We start from the raw sequence: 21171 nt of genomic DNA, 5'->3' as shown, positions 1-21171 counted from the left end.
CCGGGAAAGAAGGCATTCGCCCGCTCCGCGCCTATGACGGGACCATGAGGGGACTATCGCCGGACGGTGTTCAGCAACTCCACGGCGACATCCGCCGGGTAGCCCGTCGTCGGTCCGGTGCGCCGCGCGAATTCCCGTACTCCGGCCAACTGGTCGGGGCCGAAACGGAAGTCGAGGGTGGTGAAGTACCGCTCCAGGAGGTCGGCGTCGAAGGCCTCCCAGCGGGCCGCCTGTTCGGCGACCTTGGCGACCTCCTCGAGGGACACGTCACGGGAGGCGAGGAAGGCCTCGTGGACCTGCTCCACGACGAGGGGCTCGCGGGCGAGGTAGTCCTTGCGGGCGGCCCAGACGGCGAAGACGAACGGCAGCCCGGTCCACTCCTTCCACATCTGCCCCAGGTCGTGCACGGCCAGGCCGAGCCGGGGGGCGTCGTGCAGGGAGGCGCGCAGGGCGGCATCGCCGATCAGCACCGCGGCGTCGGCCTCCTGCATCATCAGCCCCAGGTCGGGGGGGCAGGTGTAGTAGTCGGGCCGGACCCCGTACTGCTCGGTGAGCAGCAGCTGGGCGAGGCGCACGGAGGTCCGGGAGGTCGAACCGAGCGCGACGCGGGCGCGGTCGAGCTGCTCCAGCGGCACCTGCGAGACGATCACGCAGGACATCACGGGGCCGTCGCAGCCGACCGCGAGGTCGGGGAAGGCGACGAGCTGGTCGGCGTTGCGGAGGAACTCCACGAGGGTGATGGGGGCGATGTCGAGCTCGCCCGCGACGAGGCGTTCGCTCAGCTTCTCCGGGGTGTCCTTGGTCAGCTCCAGGTCCAGCAGCGTGCCGGTTCTGGCCAGCCCCCAGTAGAGGGGCAGGCAGTTCAGGAACTGAATGTGGCCGACGCGGGGCCGGCTGCGATAGACGTCCACATCGCGAGACTAGCCCCCCTCATCACGTCAGCGTTCCGGCGGGTCTCAAACGTCCGGGTGACGTGATCTTTCCCTCTGGTCCTGGCCCGAGGGTGCGTGCTAGGCTCGTCGCAAGTTGCAGTTTGGTTTCCCTTGCAGTACGAGGCCTGCGGAGAATGTGACCCGCAGGCTTTTGTAGTTTTCAGACTTCTTAGCAGGTTCTGGAGCAGGGCGACCCTTTGGCCCATAGGAGGGCTCATGGCTACCGGAACCGTCAAGTGGTTCAACGCTGAAAAGGGCTTCGGCTTCATCGCCCAGGACGGCGGCGGCCCGGATGTCTTCGTCCACTACTCCGCGATCAATGCCGCTGGCTTCCGCTCCCTGGAAGAGAACCAGGCGGTGAACTTCGACGTCACGCAGGGTCCGAAGGGCCCGCAGGCGGAGAACGTCACCCCGGCCTAGTCGCCTGGGCCAACCACATCGCGGTTGGAAGCAGTACCCAAGGAGCCCCGCCCCTCTGCGCGAGCAGAGGGGCGGGGCTCCTGCCCTTTCCCTCCCGGGTGGGGTGGCGGGTACGGCTGTGGGCTCCGGCACCGTTCTCACGGTGCCGGAGCCCACAGCCGTACGTACGTGCGTGCCGTGCCGGGCCGGCCACGGCCCAGAGGCGGCACCCGCGGGGGCGGCCCTCGCCCCGACGGGTCAGGGGGTCTTCGCCGGGTCCTTCGCGGGGTCCTTGGCCGGGTCCTTCGACGGGGTGGTCGCCTCGGCGGCGGTCACCTCGAAGTCCAGGACCAGGGTGACCTTGTCCGGGGTGGTCAGGCGGAGGCGGTAGGTGCCCGGTGCGAGGTCAGCGGCCGTGAACAGCTCCGGCAGAACGATCTTGCCGTCGGCTCCGGTCGCGGGGAGCTCCAGCCTGGTGGCCTTCTCGCCCTCCTTGGCGCCCTCGAAGTACGGGCCCTTCGCGGTCGCCGGGTCCACCGGGACCCACACGCCGTCCTTCTTCTCCACCAGTTCGGCGACGACTCCGCTCACGGCGAGCGGCTTGCCCTGCGCGGTGGCGCGGAGCTCGACGCCCTTGAAGCTCTTACCGGCGGCCGCCGACAGCGGCTTCGACCCTTCCGGGCGGGCCAGCAGGTCCACGACCGGCTTCGCCGTGACCGTGCCGGTGAACCCCACCGAGAGCCTGCCGGTCTTGTCGTAGGCGGAGGCCCGCAGCGTGAAGGTGCCGGGCTTGGCGCCCGCCTTGAGGCCGGGCGCGGTGGCGATGCCCGACGCGTCCGTCTTGGCCACCAGGGATGCACCGGGGGCCTTCGGGAAGGCGGTGCCGCCGGTGGTGTCCGACTCGACCGTGAAGACGACGTCCTGGCCGACTGCGGGCTTGCCGTCGCTGAGGACCACCTTCACCTTCGGGACCTCGGCGAAGGCCGCGCCCGTCTCGGCCTTGAGCCCCGCACCGCCGAGCAGCGTCAGGTCGGCCAGGTGCGGCGCGGCGGGCGGTACGGGCTTCTCGGGCGGGGTCACCGGCGGGGTCGTCGGCTTCACCGGCGAGGCCGGCTTGACCGGCGCCTGCGGGGTGATGACCACCGGCGGGGCGGTCCGGCGCGGCGGGGTGGGCAGGGTGCCGGGGGGTGCGGTCGGGTAGTTCCCGGCGGGCGGGTTCTCGACTCCGGCGCCGCCGCCGGCCTGGTACTGGCGCATGTAGCCGAGCACCGTGTTCACGTACTCGCGCGACCTGTTGTAGCTGAGGATCGCGTCGTCGAGCTTCGCGGCGTTCGTCAGGTCCCGGTCGCCGGCGCACAGGTAGAGGCCCGCGCCGAGCGCCGCGTCGTAGAGGTTGTTCGGGTCGCGCTTGCCGTCGCCGTTGCCGTCGGCTCCCCAGGTCTGCCAGGTGGAGGGGATGAACTGCATCGGGCCGATGGCACGGTCGTACACGGAGTCCGCGTCCCACTCGCCCCGGTCGGTGTCGCGGATCTCGGCGTAGCCGTTGCCGTCGAGGCGCGGGCCGCGGATCGGCTTCTCGGTGGAGCCGTCCGCCCTGAGGCCGTAGCCGGAGGCGTGCACGGACTCGACCCGGCCAATGCCGGCAAGCAGTTCCCAGGGCAGCTTGCAGTTGGGCAGCGCGGCGGCCACCGACAGCCCGGCGCGCTGATAGGCGTCGAGGGCGGTCGCGGGTATCCCGTTGGCTCCCTCCGGCGCCGCGCCGCCCGCGGGCACCTGCGGGTCGGCGACCTCTCCGGGGAGGTCCAGCCGCGCGTCGCCGCGGGCGGCGGCCTGAGGGCTGTCCGGCGTGGGCTCGGACTCGCCCGCGTCGGCGGTCGACGGGGTGCTCACGACCGCTGCGGTGGTGAGGCTGGCCGCGAGGGCGGCCGTACACAGGACCTTGCGCGAGGTGTTGACGAGGTGACGGTGAAGCGGCTTCACAGTGCGGCGATCCCCCCAGGAGCGCTTAAAAACGTACGGCCGGTCGGGCCGTGAATATCCACTGTCTATCAGGTATTCGACAGCGACTCGCCGTCCCCCCGGCAGATGTGACCCACCATTCGTCTCGGCTTCGCCGGAACCTCACGGACGAGTGGTTCAAGGACCCCACCAGCCGCCCGGGTTGCCCTTCTTGATCCGCTTTCGCGCCCCGTCCCCCACCGCTCCCGGCCACCCCCGTCGGCGGCCGCTGCTAGCTTCGGGCCCATGAGTGCACTGGTGTACGAGCGGGACTTCCGCGAGCAGGCCGCCCGCCGGCTCGCCTGGGGCTTCGGGCTGCTCGCAGCGGCGTCGGGCGTGTGGCTCTGGGTCGCGGCCCAGCTGCTGCTCCCGTTCGCCGGCCCCTCCGACCAGGACTGCGAGTCCCGGGTGTTCTACGACGCCGGGGACGCGCGCGAGCCCGAGACGTACGCCGAGGCCGAGGGCGGGTCCTGCGAAGCCGAGCGCGACCTGGCCGGACTCCTCGCGCTCACCCTCCTCTCCCTCCCGGTCGCCGTCGTCGGCACGGTCCTGTACACGTCGAGCAGCACCGCGACCCGCCTGAGCGCCCACGCGGCGGAGCCGGCCCGCCCGGAGGACTCCTCCAGGAACCGGCCCCGCCCCTGACCACCCCCCGCCCCTCACCGCTTCACCGCGCGTACAGTTCCTCGATCTCCCGGGCGTACCGCTGGGCGACCGCCGCGCGGCGGAGCTTGAGGGTCGGGGTCAGGGTGCCGGCCGCGATCGAGAAATCCTCCGGGAGGATGTGGAAGGCCCGGATCCGGGCAGGCCGGGACACCGTCGCGTTGGCCTGCTCGACCGCCGCCTCCACCAGGGCGCGGACCGCCGGGTGGGTGGACGGGTCGGCATCCGGGGCCAAGCCCTCGCGGGCGGCCCAGGCCGTGATCTCCTCCGCGTCGAGGGTGATCAGGGCGACCGGGTGCGGGCGGCGGTCGCCGATCATCACCGCCCGGGAGACGTAGCGGGAGCGCTGGACGGCGAACTCCACTTCCGTGGGCGTGATGTTCTTCCCCGCCGAGGTGATGACCAGCTCCTTCTTGCGGCCGGTGATGCGCAGGAAGCCGTCCCCGTCCAGTTCGCCGAGGTCCCCCGTGTGCAGCCAGCCCTCCGGGTCGAGGGCCTGCGCCGTGGCCGCCGGGTTCGCGTGGTAGCCGGGGAAGACCATCGGCCCCCGCGCCAGGACCTCCCCGTCCGCCCCGATCCGCACCTCGCAGCCCGCGACCGGCCGGCCCACCGTGCCGTACCGCACCGCGCCCGGGTGGTTGAGGGAGACGACCCCGCCCGACTCCGTCATCCCGTACCCCTCGAACACGGCGATCCCGCAGGCCCGCAGGAAGTCCAGGGTCGCCGGAGCGATCGGGGCGCCGCCGGTCAGCGCCCAGGTCAGACGGCCCCCGAACGCGCCCCGGACCAGGGAGTACAGGGACTTCTCGGCCTCCTCGTGCGCCGACCGGAGCGACTCGGGCAGCCGGCCCTCCGCCGCGAGCACCCCGATCCGCACCGCCTCCTCGAAGCTCTCCCGGCCGCCCTCGCGGGCCTCCGCCAGCGACAGCACCACCGTGTGCAGCTTCTCGAACAGCCGGGGCACGGACGGGAGATGGGTGGGCCGTACGGCCGCCAACTCCGCCAGGACGTCCTCGATCCGGCCGCCGAAGTAGCAGAGCTCCCCGCCCTCCAGCAGCGTCGTGAACTGGATCAGCTGGGCCAGCAGGTGCGCCAGCGGCAGGTACAGGTACGTGGAGTTCCCCGGCCCGCCCTGGACCAGCGGGAGCGTCGCGTCCTGGACGGCGCCGAGGTTCCCGTGGGTGAGGCGGCAGCCCTTCGGCAGCCCGGTCGTGCCGGAGGTGTAGACGATCGACGCGTCCGCCTCCGGGGTGACGGCGGCCGCCCGCGCCAGGAGGTCGGCCTCCGGGGCCCGGCGCAGCGACGGCAGCGCGTCCATGAGCACCACCGCCCGCAGCGCCGGCAGCTTCCCCCGCAGTGCCTCGACCCGCTCGCGCTGCGCCTCGTCGTCGCAGACCACCGCGACCGCCTCGGAGTCCGACAGCACCCAGGCCAGCTCCTCCTCCCCCGCCGTCGGATAGACCGGCACGAGGACGGCGCCGGCCGCCATCACCCCGAAGTGCGTGTACGTCCACTGCGGCCGGGTCTCCGCCAGTACGGCGACCCGCTCCCCCGCCGCGACCCCCAGCCCGAGCAGCGCGCACCCGACGGCCCGTACCTCCGCGGCCAGTTCGGCGTACGTACGGGTCCGCCACCCGCCGTCCGGACCGCCCGCGGCCGCGTCCCCGCCCGGGTCCGCGTTCCCGCCCGAGTCCGCGTCCGCCCGCGGCCGGAACCGCAGGGCGGTCTCGGGCCCGTACCGCTCCCCGGTCCACTGGGTGAACTCCGCCAGCGTGCTCGGCCGACCGTCCATCGCATGCCCTCCCGGGGATTGGTGACCCCCGACGCTAGGCAGGGCGGGCGACGCGGCGGCATGACCGGAGGCGTCAGCCGTGCTGACCGCAGCGCTCATCGGAGGCGACGGGTGGTGTCGCGTCCGTATCGCCCCGGGTCCCCGGCGGCTACCGTCGCAGGCATGGGGAGGCGGACGATCACCGTGCACCACGTACGGGCCCTGCTCGCGGGGGCCCGCTCCGGCGGCCTCGACACCGTGCCGCTGCTCCAGGCGGCGCAGATCCCGCCGCTGCTGCTGGGCGACGACCGGGCGCGGATCACTCCCGCGCAGTTCGCCCGGCTGTTCCGGGCGCTGTACCGGGTCACGCAGGACGAGTTCCTCGGCCTGAGCCCGGTGCCCAGCCGCCCCGGGACGTTCGCGATGATGTGCTGCGCCTCGCTCGGCTGCCGCGACCTCGGCGCGGCGACGCGGCGCGCGGCCGACTTCTACGGGCTGTTCCCCGGCGGACCCGAGCTGGCGCTCGAAGTGGTGGGCGGGCAGGCCCGGTTCACCGTCCGCAACGACTTCGACCGGGACGAGGAGCGCTTCCTGACCGAATGCGTGCTCGCCATCTGGCACCGGCTGAGCAGCTGGCTCATCGGGCGCCGCATCCCGCTCGCGGAGGCCGCCTTCGCCTATCCCCCGCCGTCGCACGCCGAGGAGTACGAGGTCCTCTTCGACTGCCCGGTCCGCTTCGGCGCGGACCGTACGGGTGCCTCCTTCGACGCGCACTGGCTCACCGCGCCGCTCGTACGGGACGAGCCCGCGCTCGACGCGATGCTGCGCCGGGCCCCCTTCGACCTGCTGTCGCGGCCGGAGTACGGCACCACGGTCGCGGAGCAGGTGCGCCGCGCCCTGACCCGGCAGCTGCGCACGTCGCCGCGGCTGCCGGGGCTCGGGGAGGTGGCGGCGCGGCTCGCGGTGTCCCCGGCGACGCTGCGGCGCCGGCTCCAGCGGGAGGGGACCTCGTTCCAGGAGCTGAAGGACCACGTCCGGCGGGACGCGGCCATCGCCGGCCTGGCGGAGAGCGGCGAGCCGATCGCGGAACTCGCCGCCCGGCTCGGCTTCTCGGAGGACACGGCCTTCCACCGAGCGTTCCGCCGCTGGACGGGCACGACCCCGGGCGCGTACCGCATCGCCTCGGGCGGCTGAGGCAGCGCCCTCCCGCGGGGCGCCGGACCGGCCGCGGGACCCGGGGCCGAAGGCGCACCCCGGCCCCGTCCGGCACGGGTTGGGAGTCCGGGTCAGGAAAGGTGAGCTGCGCGGTCAGCGACATGCCGACCGGTCGGTCACTACCTTCGCCTCACCTACCCCCGCACGGACCGTTGGGAGAGCCGCCCATGCGTTTCCGAAACCCCCCGCGTTTGCGCAGCACCGCCCTCGTCGCAGTGGCCGCGATGGCCATGACCGCCTGGATCCCCGCCGCCGCCTCCGCTTCCGCCGCCTCCGGTACCGCCGCCGCTACCGCCGGCGCCCTACAGGACGGGGCGCCCGGCGACATCGTCAGCAGCGCCCCCTCCGCCTTCCACCCGCTGCCCGGCCAGCCCACCGGTACGAAGGCCTGGAAGATCCACTACCGCTCCACCACGGCCGACGGCGCCCCGAACACCGTCTCCGGCACCGTCATCGTCCCGCAGGACGGCCGCACCGGCCCGCGCCCGCTGATCACGTACGCCGTCGGCACGGTCGGCATGGGCGACTCCTGCGCGCCGAGCAACAACATCCCGCACGGGACCGCCATGGAGGCCAACCTCATCCAGCAGCTCACCCTGCGCGGCTGGGCCGTGGTCGTCACCGACTACGAGGGTCTCGGCACCCCGGGGGTCCACACCTACACGGTCGGCCCCTCCGCCGGGCACGCCGTCCTCGACGCCGCCCGCGCCGCCCAGCGGCTGCCGCAGGCCGGGCTGTCGGCGACCGGCCCGGTCGCCATCATGGGCTACTCCCAGGGCGGCCAGGCCAGCAGCTGGGCCGCCGAGCTGCAGGGCTCGTACGCGCCGGAGCTCCAGGTGAAGGGCACCGCGACCGGCGGTGTGCCCGCCGACCTGCTGAAGGTGGCCGACTTCAACAACGGCTCCTACGGGTCCGGCCTCATCTTCATGGCGGCGGCCGGCCAGGACGCGGCCTTCCCGGAGCTGAAGCTGGACTCCTACCTCAACCCGGCGGGCAAGGTGCTGGTCGGCGCGATGAAGGAGAACTGCGTGGCGATCGACGCCATCGCCGGCTCGTTCAAGCGGATCTCCGACCTGACCACGCGCGACCCCCTCGCCCAGCCCGACTGGCAGGCCCGGCTGAACCAGAGCAGGCTGGGGCGCACCGCCCCGGCGGCGCCCGTGTACCAGTACCACGCGCTCGCCGACGAGCTGATCCCGTACGCGGTGGGCAGCCGGCTGCGCTCCGAGTGGTGTGCGCGGGGCGCGAACGTCGAGTTCGACACCATCTGGCTCGGCGAGCACGTCAGCGGCGTGATCACCCAGTCCCCGGCGGTCGCGAACTGGCTGGCGGACCGCTTCGCCGGACGCCCGACGCGCGCCAACTGCTGAGCGCGGCCCGCACGGCGGCGACGCACCGCACGGCGGCCACGCACCGCACGGTGGCCACCCGCCGCACGGCGGCCACCCGCCGCAGGCCCCGCCGGATCACTCCCCGGCGGGGCAGGACCGCGTCCCGGACGGCAACCGCCCGTCGAGCAGGAAGCGGTCCGCGTACTCCCGCACGCAGGGCGAGGTGAGGTAGCCGGTGTGCCCGTCGCCCTTGTGGTCCAGGACCACCGCCGAGCCGAGCCGCCGCGCCGTCTCCTCCGTCCACTCGTACGGGGTGGCCGGATCGCCCCGGGTCCCGACGAGCAGCATCCGCGGGGCGCCGGGGCGGTCGATCCGGCGGATGAAGTCGGTGCCCGCGGGACGGCCGTAACAGGCCAGTACGGTCATCAGCCGGCCCGGCCCGAAGATCTTCGAAACCTTCTCGAACTCGGGCCGCAGGGCTTGCAGTTCCTTCTCGATGAGCGCCGGACTGGCCGTGTCGTTCGACCGGTCGGGGTCGTCGGCGCAGTTCACGGCGGCGAGCGCGGCGTCGGCGTTGTCGGCGGGCACCGCGCCGGGTCCCTGAGACTCCTCCCAGCCGTCGTCCCCGGCGTCGTCCCCGCCGTCGTCCTCGTCGGAGGGGCCCGTGGGGCCGCCGAGCTGGAGCAGTCCGACCGGGTCGGCGTGTTCCTCGGCCAGCTTCAGCGCGTCGGCCAGCGCGGGCCAGGCGTGCGGCGAGTAGAGGGCGGCGCCGATCGAGCCGGCCACGTCCTGGCCCGTCACGTACGAGCCGTCGCCGCCGATCAGCGGCCGCCGGTCGAGCCGCGCCACGAGGTCGTCGACCTGCTCCTTGGCGCTGCGGGTATTGGTCCCGTACACGCAGCCGGGCTGGTGGGCGCACCAGGACAGGAAGCGGTCCAGGGCGCGCTGCTGGCCGCGTGCCGTGGCCAGGGCCTGTTCGGCCAGCGGCTCGGACAGGGTGTCCACCCCGTCGAGGACCATGCGGCCGGTGCTCTTCGGGAACTGCGCGGCGTGGACGGCGCCGAGCCGGGTGCCGTAGGAGAAGCCGAGGTAGTTCAGCTTCGCGTCGCCCAGCGCCCGGCGCACCACGTCGAGGTCGCGGGCGACGTGCACGGTCCCGACGTACGGGAGGACCGGCCCGGAGGCCAGCTCGCAGCGCTTGGCCACCGCGCGCAGGGCGGCCAGCTGCGCGGCGGCGTCGGCGGCCGCGTCCTCGCCGGTCTCCTGGGAGCCGGCGCAGGAGACCGGCGCGCTGTGGCCGACCCCGCGCGGGTCGAACGCGACGAGGTCGTACCGTTCGCCGAGCTTCGCGAAGGCCCCGGGGTCGGCGGCGAGCCCGGCGATGCCCGGGGCGCCCGGTCCGCCGAAGTTCAGCAGCAGCGAGCCGAGGTGCCGGCCGCGGCCGGTGGCGGGCAGACGGGCCAGGGCCACCTTGATGGTCCCCTTGGCGGGGGCGGCGTGGTCCAGCGGCACGTCGACGGTCCCGCACCGCATCGCGGCGGGCACGCGACGCTCGGGGCACGCCCCCCAGCGGACGCGCGGCCCCTGGGAGCGGGCCTGCGGTTCGCCCCGGGCGGCGGTGCCGGTGGGGGTCTGCGCCGGGGCGGCCGGAGCGGTGCCCAGCGAGGCCAGGACCAGCGCGCAGGCCGCGGCGGCGGCTCGGGAACGGGGCACTGCACCCTCCTCGGGCGGCCCCCCGGACGGTTCAGCCCACCGTAACCGCGCCCCGCCGGACCCGCCCCCGCAGTACACCCGCCCCCCGCAGCCCCCCGGCCGGAACCCGGCCCCGACAACCCGCCCGCCGCCCAACCGGGGCGCCGGGCAGGCGGGGCGCCCCCGGCCACCCGGGCCCACGGCCCGACCGGCCCCCCGAGCCCACGGCCCGACCGGCCCCCCGAGCCCGCGGCCCGACCGGCTCAGCCCTCGCGCGGCCCCCGGTACAGCTCGTCGATCTGTAGGCCGTAGTCGCGCGTGATCGCGCCCCGCTTGAGCTTCATGGACGGGGTCAGGTGGCCGCCCTCCTCCGTGAAGTCCCCCGGCAGGACGGTGAAGCGGCGGATCGACTCGGCCCGCGACACCAGGCTGTTCGCCTCGTCCACGGCCCGCTGGAGGTCGGCCCGCAGTTCCTCGTCCTGGACCAGGATCCGCAACGGCACGTCCTGCTTCTTGTGCATCTGGCGCCAGTGCAGCAGCCCGTCGGGCTCCAGCGTGATCAGCGCGGTGACGTACGGCCGGTTGTCGCCGACCACCAGGCACTGACCGACCAGCGGGTGGGCCCGCAGCCAGTCCTCCAGCGGCGCCGGGGCCACGTTCTTGCCGCCGGAGGTGATGATCAGGTCCTTCTTGCGGCCGGTGATGGTGAGGTAGCCGTCGTCGTCCAGCTCCCCGATGTCGCCGGTGGGCAGCCAGGTGTTGGGCGGCACCGCCTGCCCGGAGTTCCAGTACCCGGCGAACACGTGCCGCCCGCCGAGCAGCACCTCCCCGTCGTCGGCGATCCGTACGGCCGTGCCCGGCAGGGGCCAGCCCACCGTGCCGAGGCGTGGCCGCAGCGGCGGGGTGACCGTGCTGGCGCCGGTCGTCTCGGTGAGCCCGTAGCCCTCGAAGACCTCGACCCCGGCGCCGGTGTAGAAGGCGGCGAGCCGGCGGCCCAGGGGGGATCCGCCGCTGAGGACGTACTTCACGCGGCCGCCGAGCGCGGCCCGGACCCGGCGGTAGACGAGCGGCTCGTACAGGGCGCGGGCGGCGCGCAGCCCGAGGCCGGGGGCCTTGCCCTCGACCAGCTCGCCGAAGCTCTGCGCGATCTTGGAGGCCCGGTCGAAGGAGGCGGCCCGCCCCATCTTCTCGGCGGTGGCGCGGGCGGTGTTGTAGACCTTCTCCAGGACGTAGGGGATGGCGAGGAGGAAGGTCGGGCGGAAGCCGCCGAGGTCGGCGAGGAGGTCCTCGGTACGGATGCTGGGCGCGTGCCCGAGCTTGACGCGGGCCCGCATGCAGCCGACGGCGACCATCCGTCCGAAGACGTGGCTGAGCGGCAGGAAGAGGAGGGTGGAGGCGGGGTCGTCGCTGACCGACTTGAAGACGGGGTGCAGCAGCTCGGCCGAGTTGTCGACCTCGGCGAAGAAGTTGGCGTGGGTGATCACGCAGCCCTTCGGCCGGCCGGTGGTGCCCGAGGTGTAGATGAGGGTGGCGACGGAGTCGGGCGTACGGGCGGCCCGCCGCGCGTGCACGAGGGCGTCGGGCAGGTGCTCCCCGGCCTTGACCAGGCGGGCGACGGCCCCGGTGTCGAACTCCCACAGGTGTTGCAGCCAGGGCAGGTTGCCGCGCTCGGAGCTGATGATGCGGGCCTGCGCGGTGTCCTCGACGGCGCAGGCGACGGCGCCGGAGTCCTGGATGATCCAGCGGGCCTGGAGGGCGGAGGAGGTGGGGTAGATGGGGACGGTGACCAGTCCGGCGGCCCATCCGGCGAAGTCGAGGAGGGTCCACTCGTAGGTCGTGCGGGCCATGATGGCGAGCCGGTCGCCCTCGCGCAGCCCCTCGGCGATGAGGCCCTTGGCGACGGCGAGCACCTCGGCAGCGAACTCGGCGGCCGAGATGTCCCACCAGCGGCCGTCCCGGTCCTTGCGCGCGAGCACCGCCTCGCCGGGTGCCTCGAGGGCGTTGTCGAAGGGGATGTCCCCCAGGGAACCGCGGTCCGGTACGGCGGCCAGCGCGGGGACCCGTACCTCGCGCACCCTTCCGCCGATCACGGTCTTGACGGGCTCCACCAGCTTGGGTACGGCTTCCACTGCGCGGTCTCCTCGGCCGGGGGTACCACCCAGCGGCGGCTGGGGGAGGGAGTTACCGCCGGCAATTTACGCACCGGTAACCCCTCGTGAACAGCCCTCGGAGCCTTTCTTCACCACTGGACCACCCGGAGCGCACGCGGACGGCACGGGGGCCGCACGGAGCCCGCACGGGGAATCCGCGCGGACCTCGGCCGCCGACGGCGATCCCGATCTCGCGGCCGGTCTCACGCGACGGAGTCCGCCGCCTCCTCGGGACAGTCCCGGCAGCGACCGGGCCGGGGCGCCCGGAAGGCCCGCTCGCAGCCGTCGCAGTTCTGCATCGGGTCGGGCCGCGCGGCCGACGGGCCGGCCGGTCGCGGCCCCAGCCGTGGCGGGACCTGCGTCGCGAGCCGGTGCGCGATCAGCCCCGCCGGGTTGCGCAGCTCGGCGGGCAGCCCACCGGCGAGCACCTGCCGTACGGCCTCCGGCTCGGCCCCGCGCTCCAGCCAGACCGACACCCCCGGCGCGAGCCGCCGGACCTGCCGCTCGGGCAGCAGCAGCCGGGGGTCGTCCTCGCGCAGCCGGGCCAGCAGCTCGACGGCGGCCTGGCGGACCGCCGCGCCGGGCGGCTCCCCCGCCACGGAGGCCGGGGCCGACGCGGAGGCCGCTTCGGGTACGGCCGCCCAGGGCTCGGGCCAGGACCAGGGCTCGGCGGGCGGGGGCTCGGCCTCGGACTCCGGCTCCGACTCCGGCTCAGACTCCGGCTCAGGCTCCGACTCCGGCTCAAGGTCGAAGCACGGCTCGCACTCGGGCCACGGCCCGAAGTCCGGCGGGGGCGCGGGCTCCGCCCCGGGCTCACCACCGGGCTTCGCACCCGCCCCGGACCCCGGCAGGACCGCACCCTCGGGCCCGGGCACGGACGGAGGCTCGGACACCGGCCCGGGCACGGACCCCGGCACCAGCTCCGGCACCGGCTCGGCCACGGGGCCGGATCGCCGTACGGCGCCCTCCCCCCGCTCCGGCGGAACGGCCGGCTCGCGGCGCGGCGACGGGGGCGGGCGTTCCGCGAGGCCCGGGCGGGCGGCGCGCGGGCGGTTGTAGGACACCGTACGGGTGACCACCTGCCCGCTCGCCAGCCGTACACGGCTGCGCTCCAGGTACCCGTGCGTCTCCAACTCCCGCAGTGCGGAGGCGATCCGCACCTCGCCCTCCGGGAACCGGTCCGTGAGCCTCTTGATGCCGACCTTGGCGCCGGTCGGCAGCGACTGGATGTACAGCGCGAGGCCCCTCGCCGTCAGCGACAGGACTCGGTGCTGGGCGAGGTGGTTGCCGACCACCGTGTACTGCTCGGTGTGCCGTGCCTTGACGTGGACGATGCCGCCCGGTGCGGGGACCCCGGCACGTTCCCGGGACGAGGCGCGCGAGGGCGCGCTAAGCTGCTGTAGAGCCATGGGGAAGGTTGTAGCTTCCTGCTTGGTCAGGCCCTCGTCCGGGATGCCAGTCCCGCCGGGGGCCGTCTCATGTCTGACGTGGTGGGCCGAGCATATGCCCGGCAACCATCTATATATCCAGCCCAGTTGGCACAGTTCACCCGTGTGAGTTACGGGGGCTGGTGGGGTGGGGTGGGTTGGTTTCAGCTCCCGTGATTGCAAGGGGTTACGTCGGGCGCCCCCGGGTCGCGCTCGGCCACGACCCGGTGTTCCGGCCCTCCGGCCAGGTCCACCTCGGCCCACACCACTTTGCACGGCGGCAGCCCCCGGTCCACCCCCCACCGGTCCGCGAGCGCGTCCACCAGCAGCAGTCCCCGCCCGCCCTCCGCAGCCTCGTCCGCGTCGCGGAGACCCGGGACCCGGTCACCGCGGGTGTCGACCACCTCGATCCGCAGCACGCCGTCGCCCAGGGTGAGCCCGATCCGGAAGTCACGCCCGGGCACCCGCCCGTGGGTCACGGCGTTGGCGGCCAGCTCGGCCACGATGAGCGCCGGGGCGTCCGGCGGCAACCCCCAGGCAGCGAGCTTCTCGACGGCGAGACGGCGGGCCTGCCGGGCCCCGCGGGGGGTGGCGGCGAGTCGGGCGCCGAACGCGTCGGCGGAGTCCCAGATCTGAGTGTTCACATCACGCAGCGTGGCCGCACCCCCCTACCGTGAGGGACGACAACTCCCCTGCGTCCGGCCTTTGTCCGGCACTTGTCCCGCGCTGTCCGGGCTGTCGCGCTGCCCCATCGGGCATAGGGCGTCGAGGGATTTCACCGGCGGAGGTGGCATGCATGAGTGTGGACAGTGACGGTACGGACGATGCGGGCTGGGACGTCGACCCCGAGGACGAACAGGGCGCGGCGGTCCTGGCCGCACTGGGCCGCCAGCTCCGCGCGTGGCGCGAGACGGCGGGACTGCGGATGGCCGAGTTCGGCACGGCGATCGGGTACGGGGAGGACCTCGTCCGCAAGGTCGAGGCGGGCAAGCGGATCCCCCGCCCCGAGTACCTGGACAGGGCGGACGAGGTACTGCGGGCGGGCGGCCGCATCGCCGCGATGAAGGCGGACGCCGAGCAGATCCGCTACCCGAAGAAGATCCGCGCCCTGACGAAGCTGGAGGGCCGGGCGGTCGAGATCGGGGCCTACCGCATCCACGGAATACACGGCCTTCTGCAAACGGAGGACTACTCCCGCGCGCTCTTCGAGATGCGTCAGCCCGCCTACGGTCAGGACGAGGTCGAGCGATACGTGGCGGCCCGCATGACGCGGCGCTCACTCTTCGACCGGCAACCCGCGCCTTCGCTCAGCATCGTCCAGGAAGAGGCATCCCTGCGGCGCCGCATCGGAGGCACAATGGTGTGGCGGCAGCAGCTCGAACGCCTCCTGGAAGTTGCCCGGTTGCGACAGGTGGCGCTCCAGGTGATGCCGACCGACCGCGAGGTCCATGCGGGCATGGACGGTGGGATCGAGGTGCTCAAGTTCGGGGACGGCACGGCGGTCGGACGTTCGGAAGGCGCGTTCGGCGGGCGTCCGGTCTCCGACCCACGCCACCTCCGGATCCTTGAGCTGCGCTATGGCATGATCCGGGCCCAGGCGCTTACGCCCCTGGAGTCGCAGGGCTTCATCGAGGAACTGCTGGGAGAGACATGACCGACCGCCCCGATCTGCACTGGTTCAAGAGCAGCTACAGCGATGGCAGCGAAGGTGACTCCTGTGTCGAGGTGGCCGTCACCCCGGCCAGCGTCCACGTCCGGGACTCCAAGGACACCCGCCTCCCCGGCCTCGCCCTTGGTACCGGCGCCTGGGAAGGCTTCGTGAGGCAGATCTCATGACCGGCGACCGCCTCCGGCTCGGCTGGTTCAAGAGCAGCTACAGCGACAGCAGCGAGGGCGACGACTGCGTCGAGGTGGCGGACGCGACCTCCGCCGGGGCCATCCATGTCCGGGACTCCAAGGACGCCCGGCTCCCCCACCTCACCGTCACCCCGCACGCCTGGGCGGAGTTCGTGGCGCACGCCTCCGGCCGCTGACCCCCACCGGGGCGGCGCCGGTACGCCGACAGCCCCCGCCCGGACGGGGGCGGGGGCTGCGGCGGGTGCGGGGCGGGACGGGTCAGACGGTGGCCGGAACCTTCTCCGCCGGGGCGTCCTGCGCGGTGGCGGCCGGGTCCTGCACCAGGACCGGGTCCGGCTCGTCCAGGGAGGAGGCCGAGGCCGAGGCGTACGCCTCCTTGTCCAGGATCCCTTCGCGGGCCGAGACGATGACCGGGACCAGGGCCTGGCCGGCCACGTTGGTGGCGGTGCGGATCATGTCGAGGATCGGGTCGATCGCCAGCAGCAGGCCGACGCCGGCCAGCGGCAGGCCGAGGGTGGAGAGGGTCAGGGTCAGCATGACCGTGGCACCCGTCAGACCGGCCGTCGCAGCCGAGCCGATCACCGAGACGAAGGCGATGAGCAGGTACTCCTTGATGCCCAGCTGCACGTCGAAGATCTGCGCGATGAAGATCGCGGCGAGCGCCGGGTAGATCGCGGCGCAGCCGTCCATCTTCGTGGTGGCGCCGAACGGGACGGCGAAGGAGGCGTACTCCTTCGGGACGCCGAGGCGCTCGGTGACCTTCTGGGTGACCGGCATGGTGCCGACCGAGGAGCGGGAGACGAACGCCAGCTGGATGGCCGGCCAGGCACCCTTGTAGAACTGGAGCGGGCTGACCTTGGCGACGGTGGCGAGCAGCAGCGGGTAGACGCCGAACATCACGAGGGCGCAGCCGATGTAGACGTCGGCGGTGAAGGTCGCGTACTTGCCGATCAGGTCCCAGCCGTACGTGGCTATCGCGGTGCCGATGAGGCCGATGGTGCCGATCGGGGCGAGGCGGATGACCCACCACAGCGCCTTCTGGAGCAGCTCCAGGACGGATTCGGCGAGGTCGAGGACCGGCTTGGCCTTGCTGCCCAGCTGGAGGGCGGCGATGCCGGCGACGACGGCCAGGAAGACGATCTGGAGGACCTTGAGCTCGGTGAACGGCGTGATGATGTCCGTCGGCACGATCCCGGTCAGGAAGTCGATCCAGGAGCCCGTCCGCTTCGGCTCCTTGCCGTCGGCGGCGGTGAGGCCGGTGCCGGAGCCCGGGTCGGTCAGCAGGCCGATGCCGATGCCGATCGCAACCGAGATCAGCGAGGTGATCATGAACCAGAGGAGCGTGCGGGAGGCGAGTCGGGCGGCGTTGTTCACCTTCCGGAGGTTGGTGATCGACACCAGGATCGCGAAGAAGACGAGCGGGGCGACCGCCAGCTTCAGCAGCTGGACGAACAGGTCGCCGGTCTTCTCCAGCGTGGTGCCGAGCCAGCTGATGTCCTGGCTGCGGGCCAGCCAGCCGAACAGCACGCCGAGGGCGAGACCGGCGATGATCTGGGCCCAGAAGGGAAACTTGAACGAGGCCTTGGCGGGAGCCTGGGCCTGGGGGGTCGCGGACACGGACACTCTCCGGGGGTGACGCACAACGAACTGGCGGGGATGGGTTCTGCGGGGGCGGCAGCCGGAAAAGGGCCGGCCGGGGCCGCTGCTGTATCGATTCGGCTCAGCGGGGAGCGGTCGTCAGCGACAACGGCAACAGGCCGCGGACACGCGGCGGCAGAGGTCGACGTGCAGGCGCGCCACGAGCGGAACGCTCATGGTCATCGGGTGCGCAGCTGGGGTCGACATGGTGAACACGTTAACACTTCCGCTTTGAGAATCTCAAAGGCGTTCTTTGGGCCGGCGGGGCACGGGAACCCCGCCCACCGGCCGGGGGAACGCGAAAGCCCCAGCGTTACGGGCGGTATACCCGGTGCTGGGGCGGTTCGGTGTGTGAGGAAGCCAACGGCGGGAGCTAGGAGTTCACGCGCGTCGCGTCGTCCGCCAGGTCCTCCTGGCTGCGGTTCGAGGCGAGCTTGTCCTTCGCACCCGCGACGCGTCCGGAGATCTGCTCGGACATCTCGTCGCGCTGCTTGCGCAGGAGGACGAAGGAGAGCGGGGCGGAGATGACGAGGGCGAGCAGCACGATCCAGGCGACGTTGGCGTCGCCGATCGAGGAGGGCACCCAGCCGAGGCGGACGAGGCCCGCGACGGCGACGAGGCATCCGACGAAGATGCCCAGGCGCATCGCGGTGTAGCGGATCGTTGCGCTCGGCTTGAGGGACACGGTGACCCCTTCTCTCTCGTCGTCCTGCGTCGGATGTGCCCGTCCAGTGAAGCACGCCCGGCCTGCGCACAGAGCCGCCGGGGGTCCGGCCCCAGCGCCCTTCAGTGCAGCGGCAGCAGCATCGTGATGTCGTCGCGGTCGTCGCCCGGCGCCACCCGGATGGCCTCGGGGACGCGGCCGACCTCCTTGTAGCCGCAGGACGCGTAGAAGCGCTCCAGGCCGTAGCCGCCCCGGCAGCCGAGGCGGATCGCGTCGATGCCCCCGATGGAACGGGCCGCCGCCTCGACGGCGGCCATCAGGTCGCGGCCGTACCCGCGGCCCTGGAGGCGCGGGTCGACCATCACCGTGTACGCCCACACCCAGTGCAGCTGGAGCCGGTGCGTGTTGCGGGTGAGGAACGCGGTGGCCGCGAGCCGGCCGTCGGCGTCGTGTCCGACCAGCAGCCGGCTGCCCCCGTCGGCCACCGAGGCGAGCTGCGTGATCAGCGCGGGCCGGATGTCGTCCACCGCGACCGGGGGAACGAATCCGACGGCGCCGCCCGCGTTGGTGACGTCGGCCCACAGCTCCAGGATGCCGTCACGCAGAACCGTTCCGATGACCGGATCCAGGGTGAAAGTAAGGGTCATACCTGCATTGTATTTATTACATTCTGCCTCGTCCACGCACCGCTCCCCACGCACCGACGAGGCAAGCCCCGGCCGTCCCGGCCGGGGCTTGCCTGTACAGCGGAGTGCGAACGGGTCAGACGCGCATGGCCTGCGGGGTCTCGCGCAGACCCTCGACCGGACCGGGGTACTCGCGGATGATCTCGTAGCGCGTATTGCGCTCGACCGGGCGGAAGCCGGCCTCCCGGATCAGCTCCAGCAGGTCCTCGCGGCCCAGCTTGTTCGGGGTGCCGTAGTTGTCCGCGTCGTGCGTGATCTTGTACTCGACGACCGAGCCGTCCATGTCGTCCGCGCCGTGCTGGAGGGCCAGCTGGGCGGTCTGCACGCCGTGCATCACCCAGAAGACCTTCACGTGCGGCACGTTGTCGAAGAGCAGCCGCGAGACCGCGAAGGTCTTCAGCGCCTCCGCGCCGGTGGCCATCGTCGTCCGCGCCTGGAGCTTGTTGCGGACCTTGCCGTCCTGCATGTCCACGAAGTCGTGCTGGTAGCGCAGCGGGATGAAGACCTGGAAGCCGCCGGTCTCGTCCTGGAGCTCGCGCAGCCGCAGCACGTGGTCCACCCGGTGGCGCGGCTCCTCGATGTGCCCGTACAGCATCGTCGAGGGCGTCTTGAGCCCCTTGGAGTGCGCGAGGCGGTGGATGCGCGACCAGTCTTCCCAGTGGGTGCGGTGGTCGACGATGTGCTGGCGGACCTCCCAGTCGAAGATCTCCGCGCCGCCGCCGGTGAGCGACTCCAGGCCCGCTTCGATCAGCTCGTCCAGGATGTCGGAGGCCGACATGCCGGAGATCGTCTCGAAGTGGTGGATCTCGGTGGCGGTGAAGGCCTTCAGCGAGACGTTCGGCAGCGCCTTCTTCAGCTCCGACAGCGAGCGCGGGTAGTAGCGCCACGGCAGGTTCGGGTGCAGGCCGTTGACGATGTGCAGCTCGGTGAGGTTGTCGTTCTCCATGGCCTTGGCCAGGCGCACGGCCTCCTCGATGCGCATCGTGTACGCGTCCTTCTCGCCCGGCTTGCGCTGGAACGAGCAGTACGCGCACGACGCCGTGCACACGTTCGTCATGTTGAGGTGGCGGTTGACGTTGAAGTGGACGACATCGCCGTTCTTCCGCGTCCGCACCTCGTGGGCGAGGCCGCCGAGCCAGGCCAGGTCGTCCGACTCGTAGAGGGCGATACCGTCCTCACGCGTCAGCCGCTCGCCGGAGCGGACCTTCTCCTCCAGCTCGCGCTTGAGCCCAGCGTCCATGCCGGTCGCCCGCCTTCCTCTGTGTCCCGCAGCCCTGTCCCGCTGCTGCCTCCTGCTGCCTGCAACCGCGACCAACCGTACTCTCAGGCTTCCTCGGGAAGTTCCCCGACCCGGTTCTCCCACTTCGTGGAGAGCACGATGGTGGTCCGGGTGCGCGAGACGCCCTTGGTCCCCGAGAGCCTACGGATGATCTTCTCCAGGCCGTCCACGTCGTTGGCGCGCACCTTCAGCATGAAGGAGTCGTCGCCCGCGATGAACCAGCAGTCCTCGATCTCCGCGAGGTCCTTGAGCCGGCGCGCCACGTCCTCGTGGTCGGCGGCGTCGGAGAGCGAGATGCCGATCAGCGCCGTGACGCCGAGGCCCAGCTCGGCGGCGGCCACGGTCGCGCGGTAGCCGGTGATGACGCCGGCCGTCTCCAGCCGGTTGATGCGGTCGGTGACGCTGGGGCCGGAGAGGCCCACGAGACGGCCCAGCTCCGCGTACGAGGCACGACCGTTCTCGCGAAGTGCCTGGATGAGCTGCCTATCCACCGTGTCCATGTACGTGGGACCTTCCATTATTCGGCGATCCTGCAAGTTTAGGTATAGAATCTAAGGCATGCAGGGTCAACGCCCTGCGAATCTTTCAACAGATCAATGACGATCTTCAGGAGTGGTTCACCGTGTACACGATCGAGATGGCCTACGCGCACATGCGACAGCTCCAGGAGCTGGCCAACCGATCCCGTGCCCACCAGCCCGCCGCCGCCCACCGCGTGGACAAGACCCGCAAGCCGCGGGGCGCCAACAAGGCCTAGCCCCCACCGCTCGCCTCCCGGGAGCGGGAGCCCCCACCGAGCTCCCCCTCCCACCGGCGGTACAGCCCGTGCGGCACCCCTGCCGCGTCGAGCACCCGCCCCGCGACGAAGTCCACCAGGTCCTGGATGTGCGTCGCACCCGCGTAGAACGCCGGAGAGGCGGGCAGCACGACCGCGCCCGCCTCGTCCAGCGCCACCAGGTGCTTGAGCGTCTGCCCGTTCAGCGGGGTCTCCCGCACCGCGACCACCAGCCGGCGCCGCTCCTTGAGCGTCACGCTCGCCACCCGCTGGAGCAGGTCCTTCGACAGCCCGAGCGCCACCCCCGCCACGCACGCCGTGGACGCGGGCACGATCAGCATCCCCTTGACCGGGTACGAGCCCGAGCTCGGACCCGCCGCCAGGTCCCCCGCGCCCCAGTACCGCACGTCGTCGAGCGGTACGTCCTGGAAGGTGCCCGGCTTGCCGTCGGCCCCCCGGGCCAGCCACTGCGCCAGATCGTCCCGCCAGTGCGCGTCCCGGAACGCGATCCCGGTCTCGTCCAGCAGCGTCAGCCGCGAGGCCCGGCTCACCACCAGGTCGACGTCCTCCCCGGCCGCGAGCAGCCCGCGGAGCACGGACGCCGCGTACGGCGTCCCGGACGCCCCGGAGACCCCGACCACCCACGGGGTGCGCTTGCGCTCAGTCATACCTCCGAGACTATCCGGCCATTGCG

General features: G+C 72.7%; 21 protein-coding genes. 8 read left to right on the top strand and 13 right to left on the bottom strand.

Annotated elements, in window-relative coordinates:
- Window positions 1-53 precede the first annotated feature (53 nt).
- Complete coding sequence (locus tag OTB16_RS29595) at window positions 54-911, bottom strand: menaquinone biosynthetic enzyme MqnA/MqnD family protein (protein WP_267724033.1); 858 nt, start codon at window positions 909-911, stop codon at window positions 54-56.
- 237 nt (window positions 912-1148) lie between these two features.
- Between OTB16_RS29595 and OTB16_RS29590 the strand changes: the two genes are divergently transcribed.
- Complete coding sequence (locus tag OTB16_RS29590; RefSeq protein ID WP_267724031.1) at window positions 1149-1352, top strand: cold-shock protein; 204 nt, start codon at window positions 1149-1151, stop codon at window positions 1350-1352.
- A 237-nt stretch (window positions 1353-1589) separates the two neighbouring features.
- On the opposite strand, the gene OTB16_RS29585 is transcribed toward OTB16_RS29590, so the two are convergent.
- Window positions 1590-3311 (bottom strand): lytic transglycosylase domain-containing protein, encoded by a 1722-nt coding sequence (locus OTB16_RS29585; RefSeq protein ID WP_267724030.1) that lies wholly within the window; start codon window positions 3309-3311, stop codon window positions 1590-1592.
- A 264-nt stretch (window positions 3312-3575) separates the two neighbouring features.
- On the opposite strand from OTB16_RS29585, the gene OTB16_RS29580 reads away from it, so the two are divergent.
- Window positions 3576-3974 carry a hypothetical protein gene (locus OTB16_RS29580; protein ID WP_267724028.1) on the top strand — a complete coding sequence of 133 codons (399 nt, stop codon included), beginning with the start codon at window positions 3576-3578 and terminating at the stop codon, window positions 3972-3974.
- 22 nt (window positions 3975-3996) lie between these two features.
- Here OTB16_RS29580 and OTB16_RS29575 read toward each other — a convergent pair whose 3' ends face one another.
- Window positions 3997-5784 carry an AMP-dependent synthetase/ligase gene (locus OTB16_RS29575; RefSeq protein ID WP_267724027.1) on the bottom strand — a complete coding sequence of 596 codons (1788 nt, stop codon included), beginning with the start codon at window positions 5782-5784 and terminating at the stop codon, window positions 3997-3999.
- 162 nt (window positions 5785-5946) lie between these two features.
- Between OTB16_RS29575 and OTB16_RS29570 the strand changes: the two genes are divergently transcribed.
- Complete coding sequence (locus OTB16_RS29570) at window positions 5947-6957, top strand: AraC family transcriptional regulator (protein ID WP_267724025.1); 1011 nt, start codon at window positions 5947-5949, stop codon at window positions 6955-6957.
- A 245-nt stretch (window positions 6958-7202) separates the two neighbouring features.
- Window positions 7203-8348: a lipase family protein gene (locus OTB16_RS29565; protein WP_267724150.1), complete on the top strand. Its 1146-nt coding sequence runs from the start codon at window positions 7203-7205 to the stop codon at window positions 8346-8348.
- Between the two features lie 96 nt (window positions 8349-8444).
- On the opposite strand, the gene OTB16_RS29560 is transcribed toward OTB16_RS29565, so the two are convergent.
- From OTB16_RS29560 to OTB16_RS29545, 4 genes are all read right to left on the bottom strand, one after another.
- Entirely contained in the window at window positions 8445-10022 is a 1578-nt protein-coding gene (locus OTB16_RS29560) for an alpha/beta hydrolase (protein ID WP_267724023.1), read from the bottom strand.
- 242 nt (window positions 10023-10264) lie between these two features.
- Entirely contained in the window at window positions 10265-12130 is a 1866-nt protein-coding gene (locus OTB16_RS29555; RefSeq protein WP_267724022.1) for an AMP-dependent synthetase/ligase, read from the bottom strand.
- A gap of 224 nt (window positions 12131-12354) precedes the next feature.
- Complete coding sequence (locus OTB16_RS29550) at window positions 12355-13560, bottom strand: helix-turn-helix domain-containing protein (RefSeq protein WP_267724020.1); 1206 nt, start codon at window positions 13558-13560, stop codon at window positions 12355-12357.
- A 182-nt stretch (window positions 13561-13742) separates the two neighbouring features.
- Window positions 13743-14231, bottom strand: a complete 489-nt coding sequence (locus OTB16_RS29545) for an ATP-binding protein (RefSeq protein ID WP_267724148.1) — start codon at window positions 14229-14231, stop codon at window positions 13743-13745.
- A 143-nt stretch (window positions 14232-14374) separates the two neighbouring features.
- Between OTB16_RS29545 and OTB16_RS29540 the strand changes: the two genes are divergently transcribed.
- From OTB16_RS29540 to OTB16_RS29530, 3 genes are read left to right on the top strand one after another with little or no spacing between them, the layout of a single operon-like run.
- Window positions 14375-15232 carry a helix-turn-helix domain-containing protein gene (locus OTB16_RS29540; protein WP_267724018.1) on the top strand — a complete coding sequence of 286 codons (858 nt, stop codon included), beginning with the start codon at window positions 14375-14377 and terminating at the stop codon, window positions 15230-15232.
- Window positions 15229-15414 (top strand): DUF397 domain-containing protein, encoded by a 186-nt coding sequence (locus OTB16_RS29535; protein ID WP_267724017.1) that lies wholly within the window; start codon window positions 15229-15231, stop codon window positions 15412-15414. Before OTB16_RS29540 ends, OTB16_RS29535 begins: the two co-directional genes overlap by 4 nt.
- The gene (locus tag OTB16_RS29530) at window positions 15411-15611 is read left to right on the top strand and encodes a DUF397 domain-containing protein (RefSeq protein ID WP_267724015.1); all 201 of its coding nucleotides are present in this window, start codon (window positions 15411-15413) and stop codon (window positions 15609-15611) included. Before OTB16_RS29535 ends, OTB16_RS29530 begins: the two co-directional genes overlap by 4 nt.
- Before the next feature lie 82 nt (window positions 15612-15693).
- On the opposite strand, the gene OTB16_RS29525 is transcribed toward OTB16_RS29530, so the two are convergent.
- The 5 genes from OTB16_RS29525 to OTB16_RS29505 all read right to left on the bottom strand — a co-directional run bounded on the left by OTB16_RS29525 (window position 15694) and on the right by OTB16_RS29505 (window position 20202).
- Window positions 15694-17058: a dicarboxylate/amino acid:cation symporter gene (locus OTB16_RS29525; protein ID WP_420717824.1), complete on the bottom strand. Its 1365-nt coding sequence runs from the start codon at window positions 17056-17058 to the stop codon at window positions 15694-15696.
- A 388-nt stretch (window positions 17059-17446) separates the two neighbouring features.
- On the bottom strand, window positions 17447-17719 hold the full coding sequence (locus tag OTB16_RS29520; RefSeq protein WP_267724147.1) for a DUF4229 domain-containing protein: 273 nt from the start codon (window positions 17717-17719) through the stop codon (window positions 17447-17449).
- 140 nt (window positions 17720-17859) lie between these two features.
- Complete coding sequence (locus OTB16_RS29515) at window positions 17860-18384, bottom strand: GNAT family N-acetyltransferase (RefSeq protein WP_267724012.1); 525 nt, start codon at window positions 18382-18384, stop codon at window positions 17860-17862.
- A gap of 115 nt (window positions 18385-18499) precedes the next feature.
- Window positions 18500-19663: an aminofutalosine synthase MqnE gene (gene mqnE, locus OTB16_RS29510; RefSeq protein WP_267724010.1), complete on the bottom strand. Its 1164-nt coding sequence runs from the start codon at window positions 19661-19663 to the stop codon at window positions 18500-18502.
- Window positions 19664-19746: 83 nt separating this feature from the next.
- Window positions 19747-20202, bottom strand: coding sequence for an Lrp/AsnC family transcriptional regulator (locus OTB16_RS29505; protein ID WP_267724008.1), 456 nt, complete (start codon window positions 20200-20202; stop codon window positions 19747-19749).
- 122 nt (window positions 20203-20324) lie between these two features.
- On the opposite strand from OTB16_RS29505, the gene OTB16_RS29500 reads away from it, so the two are divergent.
- On the top strand, window positions 20325-20459 hold the full coding sequence (locus tag OTB16_RS29500) for a hypothetical protein (protein ID WP_267724006.1): 135 nt from the start codon (window positions 20325-20327) through the stop codon (window positions 20457-20459).
- Here the strand turns inward: OTB16_RS29500 and OTB16_RS29495 are convergent.
- Entirely contained in the window at window positions 20456-21145 is a 690-nt protein-coding gene (locus OTB16_RS29495; protein WP_267724004.1) for a UbiX family flavin prenyltransferase, read from the bottom strand. The genes OTB16_RS29500 and OTB16_RS29495 overlap by 4 nt on opposite strands.
- Between the last annotated feature and the right edge of the window lie 26 nt (window positions 21146-21171).

The sequence above is a fragment of the Streptomyces antarcticus genome, from assembly GCF_026627255.1.
Lineage (GTDB): Bacteria > Actinomycetota > Actinomycetes > Streptomycetales > Streptomycetaceae > Streptomyces > Streptomyces antarcticus.
The sequence above is the reverse complement of the archived record's forward strand: the minus strand, read 5'-3'. Positions and strand labels throughout refer to the sequence as shown.